Origin of the sequence: Streptococcus sp. LPB0220 (assembly GCF_008727815.1) — a bacterium.
Taxonomy (GTDB): domain Bacteria; phylum Bacillota; class Bacilli; order Lactobacillales; family Streptococcaceae; genus Streptococcus.
Window position 1 is genome coordinate 607,833 of sequence record NZ_CP044230.1, and the last position, 11,559, is coordinate 619,391.

Sequence of the window (11,559 nt, forward strand, 5' to 3'; positions counted from 1 at the left end):
ATGATAAAATAGGAGAGTAGAAAGTAAAGAGGAGAAATAAAATGGAATCACATTTAGTACGGATTATCAACCGTTTGGAGACAATGACAAAAGACGGTGGAAACTTGAAACGTAATTTTGAACGTGACGGTGTTGTTGTCGCTGAAGTAGCCTACAACCACAATGAAGAAGAAGGTTCAACCTTTACACTTCGTGATGTTGAAGCGCGTGAAACCTATACATTTGATAGCATTGATTTAATTGCAATGGAAATTTATGAATTGCTTTACTAAGCAGCTGTGTGGATGAGTTTGGGGTGGTCTCAAGCTCATTTTTTGTCCATCTGGCTATAGTTTTCGTCTATAAGAAATTCTAATTAGGAACAGTTAGGTTTGAGAGTTGAAATCTGCTATAATAGAGAGGACTATTTTCATTACTTGACTAGAAAGAGAATTGATATGACGACACTCATTGATGGGAAGGCGCTCGCTACAAAATTACAGGGTGAGATTGCAGAGAAAACAGCACGATTAAAAGAAGAGACAGGAGTTGTGCCTGGCCTCGTTGTCATCGTGGTAGGAGATAATCCAGCTAGCAAAATCTATGTAAGAAATAAAGAGCGTTCTGCTATTGCGGCAGGCTTTCGGAGTGAAGTGAGACGACTTCCTGAAAGCATCAGCCAAGCTGAATTATTAGAAGTGATCGAACACTACAATCAGGATCCCCTTTGGCATGGGATTTTGGTGCAGTTGCCACTGCCTAAGCATATCGATGCGGATGCAGTCCTTTTAGCGATTGACCCGGCAAAAGATGTGGATGGCTTTCATCCATTGAATATGGGGCGCTTGTGGGCTGGAAATCCTATTATGGTGCCATCGACCCCCGCTGGCATCATGGAGATGTTCAAAGAGTACGGGATTGATCTAGAAGGGAAGCGAGCAGTCGTGATTGGTCGTTCCAATATCGTTGGAAAACCAATGGCGCAGTTGCTCCTCGCCAAAAATGCGACGGTAACCTTGACCCATTCCCGGACCCATCATCTGCCTAAAATTGCTAGAAGAGCAGATATCTTGGTTGTTGCGATCGGTCGTGCGAAATTTGTAACAGCAGACTTCGTGAAAGAAGGTGCCGTCGTTATTGACGTCGGAATGAATCGCGATGAGAATGGCAAATTGTGTGGGGATGTCGATTTTGACTCCGTTGCCCCTTTGGCCAGTCATATTACTCCGGTACCAGGAGGGGTTGGGCCTATGACCGTCACAATGCTGATGGAGCAGACCTACGAAGCAGCTGTTCGTGCCTTAAAAAAATGAAAGTGTGAACAAGATGAAGTTTGTATTTGATTTAGATGGAACCCTGTCATTCGATGGTGTCACAATCGATGATGAAATCAAACAGGTCTTATTGAGAGCAGAAGAATTTGGTCATGAAGTTGCCTTTGCTTCTGCACGTTCTTACCGGGACTGCTTGGGCCTTTTAGGAGATCCATTGAGTCAGCAACTCGTGATAGGCTTAAATGGTGGATTGGCCTATCGCCAGGGGCAATTGGTATATGAGGAACAATTGGACAAGGATGTGTATCGGGAAGTCCTTGGCTTTTGTCGCCATTACAATCTACCATTTTTTGTGGATGATACCTTTGATTATAGCGGACAGATTTTGGAAAAGATTCCTTTTGTTGCGAATGTAGATCCCCTCAAGAAAGCCCAGTATCGGTCTTTAGAGGAGCTGACAGATCCGATTAAGGTCGTGATCTATATGGGTGGCCATGAGGAGCTCGTGGATGAGATCATCGAGCGGATTGAAAAGACAGACAAGGCCCATATCCGCTATCATGCGCATGAAAAATGCATCTATCTCAATCCAGCAGACACGCATAAAGCGACAACCGTAGAAGAACTCTGTGGAGAGAATTTCGTGGCTTTTGGCAATGATCAAAATGATATCGAGCTCTTTGAAAAAGCTCTTTATGCAGTTCAGATTGGTGATTTTCCAGCCCTTCAGCCTTATGCGGATGATCAATTGGTAGCCAAACAAAATCAACCACAAGCTGTGGCTGCTAAGATCTTGCAAGTCTTCGCAGAATTCAGAGGAAAATAAAAGATGGAGGGGGAGTCGTGGCTTCTCCTTTTTCGCTAGAAATGAGGAAGGTATGAAAACAGTTCAGAAAGAAGAGATCCAACGTGTCATTGCAAAGCGAGAGGTGAATTCTTATAAGGGAGATTTTGGTCGCCTGCTCTTGATTGGGGGGACTTACCCCTATGGGGGAGCCATCATTATGGCGGCGCTTGCTGCGGTTCATAGTGGTGCGGGGCTGGTTACTGTAGCAACAGATCCTGATAATCTGACAGCCCTTCATAGCCATCTTCCTGAAGCTATGGGCTTTGATTTGGCAGATCACGAACTCCTTTGTGAGCAGCTCCAAAAAGCTAGCGTGATTCTCGTAGGACCGGGCTTAAAGGAAGCAAGAGAAAACCAAGCAATCTTGCACATGATTTTTGAACAAGTCTCTAGCCAGCAGGTCTTGATATTAGATGGAGGAGCTATCAGTCTTTTTACAGCCTCTCAGTTTGACCTGCCAGAAGCTCAGTTGGTCTTTACCCCTCATCAAAAAGAATGGGAAAAACTGTCAGGGATTGATCTTGCAAGCCAGACTAAAGACAAGAGTCGAAGAGCAGTACAGAACTTTCCTCAAGGGACTGTCATTGTAGAAAAAGGGCCTCACACCCGCATTTGGACAAGTGGGCAAGAAGAGGGCTATCAGCTAGATGTTGGTGGTCCCTATCAGGCAACAGGGGGGATGGGGGATACCTTGGCAGGGATGATCGCAGGGTTTGCGGGTCAATTTCCACAGGTCAGTCTCTATGAGCGCGTGGTGGTTGCGACCTATCTACATTCAGCCATTGCAGAAGACTTGAGCAAGGAGGCCTATGTGGTTCTACCGACGACCATCAGCCAAGAAATCCCCAAATGGATGAAGAAGTGGAGTGACAATTCAAACGAAAATGTTGAAAATGAAACGTTTTCATGATAGTATGGATGAAAGGAGGTGAGAAAATGAATGAGCAAAAAAAATCGATTACGATGAAAGATGTTGCAGCAGAAGCTGGGGTTAGTGTTGGGACCGTTTCTCGTGTCATCAATAACGAAAAAGGCATTAAAGAGGTGACATTAAAAAAAGTTCAACAAGCGATTGAAAAACTTTCTTATGTGCCAGATGAATATGCGAGAGGATTAAAAACGAATCGTAGTAATATTATCGCTTTACTTATTCCAACCATTTGGCATCCATTCTTTTCTGAGTTTGCATATCATGTAGAAAAGGAATTGTTGAAAAATCAATGTAAATTATTGATTTGTAATGCCGATAAAGATGCTCAAAACGAGATAGAGTACATAAAATTACTTGAAAAAAATAAGGTAGATGGGATCATTGGGATCACCTATTCAGATATCGATAAGTATATCTCCTCTAATTTACCTTTTGTTAGTATTGACCGTCATTTTTCTGAAAATGTCTATTACGTAACCTCTGAAAATTATCATGGTGGTCAACTGGCTTGCCGAGAGTTAGTCAAACGAGGTTGCCAAAATTTAGCATACATTAGTGGTGTGAACAAACATTTGAATGAAACAACGGAACGTGGAAGGGGGTTTAAAGATGAAGCTAAACAGCAAAATACAAAACTCTGTAGTCTTGAAATGCCAGAACCATTAGATCAAGCAGAAAGACAAATTAAGTCCTTTTTCGAAGCTCATCCTCAGATTGATGGGATTTTTACAGTAAATGATTTTATGGCTCTACGTGTTATAAAGGTTTTGACTGAGATGGGAAAAACTCCCCTAGAAGACTATCAAATTATTGGTTTTGATGGATTAAGACCGGCTTTTGATCAACCGTACTTACTTTCGACCATTGTTCAAGAAATAGCTCAGATGGCCCAAGCGGCAGTAGAATTATTACTCAAATTGATTCGACAAGAAAAAATAGAAAAGAATGTGATTAGTTTACCCGTACATTTCTTTGAAGGGGACACTACAAAAAAATTATAAAAAGTGCTTGACAAATTATGAAAGCGCTGTTATAATTTAGCTATAAAATGAAACGTTTCAAAAAACTCAACTATTTTAGCTTGAGTTAAAAATATAACCAAAAATGAAACGTTTCAAAAAGGAGGACGCTATGCGTAAAGGTATTAAGTTATCTGTAGTTGCAGCACTATCATTAGGATTGCTTGCAGGATGTGGTGGGGGATCAAAATCCAAAACTGCAAGTTCTTCAAATGAGATTAAAGTCTGGGTTCAGTTCTCAGATGAAACAGCTGAGGGAAAAGCTTGGCAACAAGTTGTTGATAATTTCAATAAATCAAAGAAAACGAAATATAAGGTTGTGACAGAATTTATTCCACGTAGCGGTAGTGGTGGTGGATATGAAGATAAGGTTAATGCCGCTGTTACGACAAATAGTTTACCAGATGTCATTACACTAGATGGTCCTAATACTGCAGCCTATGCAAAATCAAAAGTGATTGCTCCTTTGGATGATTATCTAAAAGACGATAATATGGATGATGTACTGGACAGTATTAAACAACAGGGAACTTATGATGGTAAATTTTATGCATTTGGTTATTCAGAATCCAATGTAGGTGTTTACTATAATAAGAAAATGTTTAAAGAAGCAGGGATTGACGAAGCTAGTTTACCAACCCTAGAAAAACCATGGACATGGTCTGAGTTTAATGCCATTGCTAAGAAATTAAAAGATCATTTTAACAAACCAGCGATTGATTTCCGTTTGAATTCAAACGATGAGATGTTGCCATATGCTTACATGCCTCTTATTTGGTCAAATGGTGGATCTGTTGTGAATTCTAAAGGAACAAAAGCGGAAGGCTACTTCAATAGCAAGGAAAGTGTTGAAGCTGTTCAATTTATTCAAGATCTTGTGAAGGATGGATATACGACAGTTAGTCCTGTTGAAAAAGGTTTTGAAACCGGTGAATATCCTATGGTTCTGAGCGGTTCTTGGACGATTGCAGACCTACAAACAAATTACAAAGATATTGATTTTGGTATTCTTCCTTATCCAGTTTCAGATAAAACGAAGAAATTGGTATCACCTTCAGGTAGTTGGCAATTAGCCGTTACAACAAAATCTGATAAAAAAGAAGCAGCCGCTGAATTTGTTAAGTTTGCTACAAATACTGAATCTAGTGAAATTCTAAGCTTAGGTAACAGTGTTCTTCCAATCAGAAAATCAACAATTAAAAATATTAAGGACAAAGTATCTGAGCCAATGCGTTTCTTGATGGAACAAAATGCTAAAACGGCTCATGCTCGTCCAGTTGTAGTAGCTTATCCACAAGTTTCACGCGCTTTCCAACAAGCAATGCAAGATATCAGCTATTATAAAGATAATCCAGATGTACAAAAAGTATTAGATGCTCGTGCGAAAGAAATGCAAACAGCAATCGACCAATCTTTAAATAAATAGTTGACATTCAAAAAGGTGGAAGGTAAGTTATGGAATGTACCTTCCACCTTATTTTATTTAATAGTTTCATCTTAGGAGACGAACAATGAGCGAAAAAAATAAAGTCGAAACAAAAAAGAAAGAACGCCTTAAAGAAAATATTATGGGCTATAGCTTTTTAGCTCCAGCTTTAATATTACTTTTCATCTTTTTAGTGATACCTGTTGGTATGGTGATCTATTATGCCTTTACAGATTATTACCTATTAACGCCTGAGGATAGAAAATTTGTAGGACTACAAAATTTTATGCGCTTAGCACAAGATCCAATCTTTATAAAAAGCTTCTTGAATACCTTGAAATTTGTAGTTTGGATTATTCCAGTGCAACTTGGTGCGGCTCTCGGGATGGCCTTAATTGTTAATAAGAAACGTAAAGGAAATATGTTCTTTAAGGTAGCATTTTTTGCTCCTGTTGTGATGTCTCTTGTCGTTATTTCTATCCTCTGGTTATACTTATTAAATCCAAATAATGGTTTGCTCAATGCTCTACTGAATAAAATTGGTATTTCTTCACAACCATTCTTGACAAGTCCAAAACAAGCCATGTATGCTATTGTATTTGTTTCTGCATGGCAGGGTGCAGGTTATCAAATGTTGTTATTCCTTGGAGGAATGCAAAATATTCCACAAGATATTTATGAGGCGGCAGAGTTGGATGGATTTTCAAAATGGGCTCAATTTAGATATATCACGATGCCTTTATTGAAACCAACTGCCTTGTTTGTACTCTTGACAACATTGATTTCAGCATTTAAATTGATTGTACAACCAATGGTTATGACTCAAGGTGGTCCATTGAACTCAACAATCACTATGGTATATTACATTTATCAACAAGGTTTCACTGACCGTCTTGTTGGTTACTCAAGTTCGATTGCCTTAGTATTTACAACATTGATTGGTATGATTAGTCTTGTACAACGGCGAGTTTTGAAGGAGGATGATTAGGATGAAACGTTTAAAACCGACTACTATTTTAGAATATGTTTTATTAATTCTATTAGCAGGCCTCTTTCTATTTCCTATGATCTGGATGGTGGTTTCAGCAATGAAGCCAGAAGCAGATGTGTATAAGAATTTAACAAGTTGGAAAGCATTCTTACCTAGTTTTAATCCAGCTGATTGGTTTAAACCTTACCAAGAAGTTCTTGCCCGTTTTAGTATTCTAACATATCTAGGGAACAGTATTTTTTATGCAGGAACATTTGCACTTGGGTCTATTATAGTAAACGCCTTAGCGGGATTTGCATTTGCAAAAATTAATTTTACAGGTAAAAAAATTCTGTTTGGCTTTTTATTGGCATTGTTAATCATTCCGATGGAAACAGTGTTGATTCCTCAATTTACAATTATTAATTCACTTGGCTTAGTCAATAATCGTTTAGCGGTTATTATCCCTGGATTAGCTAGTGTCTTTAATATTTATCTTTTCCGAAACTTCTTTATTGCCATTCCAGAAGAAATTATCGAATCTGCAAAAATAGATGGTGCAAGTATCTTACGGATCTTTTTCAAGATTATGTTGCCTATGTCGAAACCGGCGGTTGCAACAGTTGGTGTTCTTTCCTTTATTTCTAGTTGGAATGATTATATCTGGCCGTTGATGGTTTTAACCGATTCGTCAAAATTTTCAATGCAGGTGGCGATTACAACCATTAATACAACTCAACCAGTTTATATCAATCAAGTAATGGCTGTTTTGACAATTTCTACGATTCCACTTATTCTAGTATATATCGTAGCACAAAAATATATTATTCAAGGTCTAGGTGGATCTGGTACAGGTATTAAGTAGGTGATCAGTATGAAGGAAAGCATTCGAAAAGCAAATCAGTATATCGATGAAAACAGGGTAAAGGTTAACCAGCAATATAGAGGAGCATTTCATTTGCTACCTCCAATCGGCTGGATGAACGATCCAAATGGCTTTGTTTATTTCCTTGGGGAATACCATTTGTTTTACCAATTCTATCCCTATGATAGTGTTTGGGGTCCCATGCATTGGGGGCATGCCAAATCAAAAGATCTTCTCCATTGGGAAGAACTGCCAGTAGCTTTAGCGCCAAGTGAAAGCTATGATAAGGATGGCTGCTTCTCGGGTAGTGCTATTGTGAAAGATGACAAGCTCTATTTGCTGTATACGGGTCATGTAGACGATGAGGAAAAGCGAGAAGAGACGCAGTGTCTTGCGGTGTCGACAGATGGCATTACCTTTGAAAAAATCCCCACTAATCCAGTGATCCATGCTCAACATATTGAGGGGATCGCAGATATTGCAGATTTTCGTGATCCTAAAGTATTTGAATACCAAGGAAACTATTACGCTGTCGTTGCTTCTAAGACACCGGATGACAGAGGTCAAATTCTCCTATTTGCCTCAAGTAATCTAGTAGATTGGACCTTTACATCAGTCCTTCTAGAAGGTGAAAAAGTGCAAGGGATTATGTGGGAGTGTCCTGATTTCTTCCCTTTAGATGGCAAATGGGTCTTGATCCTGTCTCCCATTGAAATGGAAAGGCAACAAGAAAAATACTGGAATTTAAATTCGACGGTTGCCTTTATCGGTGACATGAATTGGGAAACGGGGCGCTTTCATGTCGATTCCTATGATGAAATAGATGGTGGGTTGGATTTCTATGCTCCTCAAACTTGTCAAGGACCAAATGGCGAACGATACATGGTTGCCTGGATGCAAATGTGGCACCGTTCCATCCCTAGTCATGATTTAGCTCATAGGTGGGCAGGTAGTATGACTCTTCCAAGAAAATTGTCCTTGAAAGACGGACGATTGGTTCAGGAGTTACCTGAGTCAGTGAAAGAACACTTTCTTGTAAAGCATTTTCCAGAAACCATTGTTAAGGGAAATCAGATCACGATCCCAGCTAGAGAGAAACAAACCTTGTTTGAACTAGATGCCAAACCGGGTCGCTCCTTTATCCTTGGATATGGTGATGAAACTGATCCTGATTGTGTCTTGCAATTGATTTACGACGCCTCTCAAAAACGCTTTAGCTTGAGTCGAGACCAATTTGGGCACCCCATTTCTGGAAAAGAAGATCCAGCATTTCAATCGAGATGGATTCAGTTGGATGCTGAAAAGGATCATCATTTTTCAATCATTCGCGATACCAACTCCATCGAAGTATTCGTGGATGGTAAAACTCTCTCGATGACTTTTTATGAAACGAGTCAAAATCCCGTCTATACCCTCACGGCAGATGAAGGGGTTGATTGGGTCGTGAAAACCTATCAAAAATAGGATACAAAAGCCTCCTAAAGAAAAAAAGACAAGTTCTATGTGAACTGCACCCCAAAAGTTAGACAGAAAAAAATCTAACTTTTGGGGTGTTTTTATTATGAAATTAACTTATGAAGATAAAGTTCAGATCTATGAACATAAAAAACAAGGGCGAAGCTTCAAAGAGCTTTCAAATCAATTTGGGATAAACATTTCTAATCTTAAGTACATGATTAAATTGATTGATCGTTATGGAATAGAAATCGTCAAAAAAGGAAAGAATTGTTACTATTCTCCCGAACTAAAACAAGAAATCATTGATAAAGTTCTGCTTGAAAGTCGTTCACAAATAAAGGTATCTCTAGATTATGCTCTTCCAAGTGTTGGAATGTTGCATAATTGGATAGCACAATATAAGAAAAACGGGTATACTATTGTTGAGAAAACAAGAGGAAGGATACCTAAAATGGGACGTAAGCCAAAGAAGAAACCCGAAGAGATGACAGAACTAGAACGTCTTCAAGCAGAAAATGAGTACTTGAGAGCGGAGAATGCGGTTCTAAAAAAGTTGAGAGAACTCCGATTGAGGGACGAAAAAGAGCAAGAAGAAAAACGGAAATTGTCCGAGGATTGGTAACAGAGTTTGCTTTAGAGATTCTTCTAAAGATTATTAAGCTTGCCCGTTCAACTTATTATTATCATTTAAAACAGCTCGATCAAAGCGATAAGGATTATGATGTTAAAGTTGAAATTCAATCTATTTTTACTGAGCATAAAGGGAATTACGGCTATCGTCGAATGACTCTTGAATTGAGGAATCGTGGTTTTGTAGTGAATCATAAGAAGGTCCAACGTCTGATGAAGGTCCTTGGTTTAAGTGCTCGTATTCGTCGTAAACGGAAGTATTCTTCATACCAAGGAGAGATTGGTAAGAAAGCAGATAATCTTATTCAACGCCAATTTGAAGCAACCAAGCCAATGGAAAAGTGCTACACAGATGTGACCGAGTTTGCCATTCCAGCAAGCAATCAAAAACTTTATTTATCGCCAGTTTTAGATGGTTTTAATAGCGAAATTATCGCCTATAATCTTTCGACTTCACCGAATTTAGAACAAGTGAAAGCTATGTTAGACCAGGCCTTTACTGAGAATCATTACACAAATACAATTCTTCATAGTGATCAAGGATGGCAGTATCAACACCAGTATTATCATCGTTTTTTAGAGGATAAAGGAATTCAACCGTCCATGTCACGTAAAGGAAACAGCCCAGACAACGGCATGATGGAATCCTTCTTTGGCATTTTGAAATCGGAAATGTTTTATGGTTACGAGAATACATTTAAGTCACTTAACCAATTGGAACAAGCTATTGTAAACTATATTGACTATTACAACAACAAACGAATTAAGGTAAAACTAAAAGGACTTAGTCCTGTGCAATACAGGACTAAATCCTTAACTTAAATTATTTGTCTAACTTTTTGGGGTCAGTACAATGACTTGTCTTTTTTTCTTTACGAGAGGACAGAAGCGAGGAGTCCTCCCAGAATGAGGATGATAGCCCCGCTCAGTCGGTTGGCCATTTGGGCGAAGGCGATCATTTCCATACGATCAGATGCGGAGAGAACAGCGATATTTCCGGTTCCTCCCATCGAGTTATTGATCATACCAGATCCGATAGCAGTCTCCACTGGATACAATCCAACCAGTTTTCCGATCACAGCAGATGCAAGCCCCATAGCTAGAACAGATGTCAAGCTTAGGAGAATGAATTGCCAGGTCATCGCCTTAGCGAGAGTTGAAAGGTCAATCAAGGAAAGACCGATCCCAGCTAGGACTGCATGGGTAAGGTTGGTCATAATGACTTGGTTGAACATGACCACACAGTTTTCCAAAGGTTTTGGGACAGCATTGAAAGCTTTCAGGATAAAGACGATGATAATCATGAAGGCATAACTGTGGATTTTTGGAACAAAGGCATTGCAGATGACCCCGAGAAGAAAAATACTAAAGGCAAACATCATTCCAACTCCGATTTGGGTCGGATCAAGGGTGAGTTTTTCTTTTTTCAATTCATCTTTATTGACGGGAATTAAGACACCGTGACCATTGTAGGGACTATCTGCAAATACTTTGACGATCAAAACAGCACCAATAATGGCAAGGATATTACCAAGTGTAGTAGCGGGTGCCAATTGAGAGAAGATGGCTGCTTGGCTTCCGTGGAGATTGGCAGCGTAGATCTTTGAAAGAGGCAGGATTCCAGCTCCCATTCCTCCGACCATTTGTGGGAAGGAAACATAGAGAATCGAATGTCCAAATCCTTGTCCCAAAAGGCTTCCAACGATCCCAACCGAGAGAGCCCCAATGACCATGGTGACCAAGGAAACAGGAATAAAGCGAGCGGAAGCTTTTACCAAGAGATTTCGATTCATCCCTAGAATAGCCCCACAAATCAAGGCTGCGATATAAAAATCAAGAAAGCCAAAGGAATCTCCCAAAAAGCCCTTGGTGGCTGTGATAATGTTTGCTGGAATAACATGGAAGGTCGCTAGAAGAGTAGCTCCAAGTAGGGTGAAGACGGATCCCCCACCTAGGTAAGAATTCATGATTGGAAGTTTTTCACCGATAAAGTAGAGAAAGTGCCCCATGACGACCAAAAGGAGGGTTAATCCAAGCATATTGAGTGGGAGTTTCCCCATAGCAATCGTCACCGCGAGAACGATGACGATGAATGCGTATAGAGGAAGACTGACACCGGAAATGTTGATTTCATTCAATTTTTTCATGGATGTTCAGTCA

General features: G+C 39.7%; 11 protein-coding genes. 10 read left to right on the top strand and 1 reads right to left on the bottom strand.

All coding sequences use genetic code 11. The features are described from left to right. Positions 1-41: 41 nt before the first annotated feature. From LPB220_RS03270 to LPB220_RS03315, 10 genes are all read left to right on the top strand, one after another. On the top strand, positions 42-272 hold the full coding sequence (locus tag LPB220_RS03270; RefSeq protein ID WP_003005989.1) for a DUF1797 family protein: 231 nt from the start codon (positions 42-44) through the stop codon (positions 270-272). 165 nt (positions 273-437) lie between these two features. Then, the gene (locus tag LPB220_RS03275) at positions 438-1,292 is read left to right on the top strand and encodes a bifunctional methylenetetrahydrofolate dehydrogenase/methenyltetrahydrofolate cyclohydrolase (protein WP_041826248.1); all 855 of its coding nucleotides are present in this window, start codon (positions 438-440) and stop codon (positions 1,290-1,292) included. Positions 1,293-1,305: 13 nt separating this feature from the next. Beyond that, the gene (locus LPB220_RS03280) at positions 1,306-2,079 is read left to right on the top strand and encodes an HAD-IIB family hydrolase (RefSeq protein WP_049487481.1); all 774 of its coding nucleotides are present in this window, start codon (positions 1,306-1,308) and stop codon (positions 2,077-2,079) included. Positions 2,080-2,131: 52 nt separating this feature from the next. Next, the gene (locus LPB220_RS03285; RefSeq protein WP_049474222.1) at positions 2,132-3,010 is read left to right on the top strand and encodes an NAD(P)H-hydrate dehydratase; all 879 of its coding nucleotides are present in this window, start codon (positions 2,132-2,134) and stop codon (positions 3,008-3,010) included. Between the two features lie 26 nt (positions 3,011-3,036). Further along, positions 3,037-4,032 carry a LacI family DNA-binding transcriptional regulator gene (locus tag LPB220_RS03290; RefSeq protein ID WP_049474223.1) on the top strand — a complete coding sequence of 332 codons (996 nt, stop codon included), beginning with the start codon at positions 3,037-3,039 and terminating at the stop codon, positions 4,030-4,032. Between the two features lie 130 nt (positions 4,033-4,162). Next, positions 4,163-5,476, top strand: coding sequence for an ABC transporter substrate-binding protein (locus tag LPB220_RS03295; RefSeq protein ID WP_041826251.1), 1,314 nt, complete (start codon positions 4,163-4,165; stop codon positions 5,474-5,476). Between the two features lie 85 nt (positions 5,477-5,561). Beyond that, the gene (locus LPB220_RS03300; protein WP_014712989.1) at positions 5,562-6,464 is read left to right on the top strand and encodes a carbohydrate ABC transporter permease; all 903 of its coding nucleotides are present in this window, start codon (positions 5,562-5,564) and stop codon (positions 6,462-6,464) included. 1 nt (position 6,465) lies between these two features. After that, positions 6,466-7,311 carry a carbohydrate ABC transporter permease gene (locus tag LPB220_RS03305; protein ID WP_161800641.1) on the top strand — a complete coding sequence of 282 codons (846 nt, stop codon included), beginning with the start codon at positions 6,466-6,468 and terminating at the stop codon, positions 7,309-7,311. Between the two features lie 9 nt (positions 7,312-7,320). Next, positions 7,321-8,775, top strand: a complete 1,455-nt coding sequence (locus tag LPB220_RS03310) for a glycoside hydrolase family 32 protein (protein WP_150905508.1) — start codon at positions 7,321-7,323, stop codon at positions 8,773-8,775. A 97-nt stretch (positions 8,776-8,872) separates the two neighbouring features. Continuing rightward, positions 8,873-10,221, top strand: a protein-coding gene (locus LPB220_RS03315; protein ID WP_118398572.1) for an IS3 family transposase whose coding sequence is annotated in 2 segments (ribosomal slippage) — positions 8,873-9,314 and positions 9,314-10,221 — 1,350 coding nt in all. Because the reading frame shifts where the segments join, the coding sequence is not laid out codon by codon here. 50 nt (positions 10,222-10,271) lie between these two features. Here the strand turns inward: LPB220_RS03315 and LPB220_RS03320 are convergent. Further along, positions 10,272-11,546: a 2-hydroxycarboxylate transporter family protein gene (locus LPB220_RS03320; RefSeq protein ID WP_049474226.1), complete on the bottom strand. Its 1,275-nt coding sequence runs from the start codon at positions 11,544-11,546 to the stop codon at positions 10,272-10,274. Positions 11,547-11,559 lie beyond the last annotated feature (13 nt).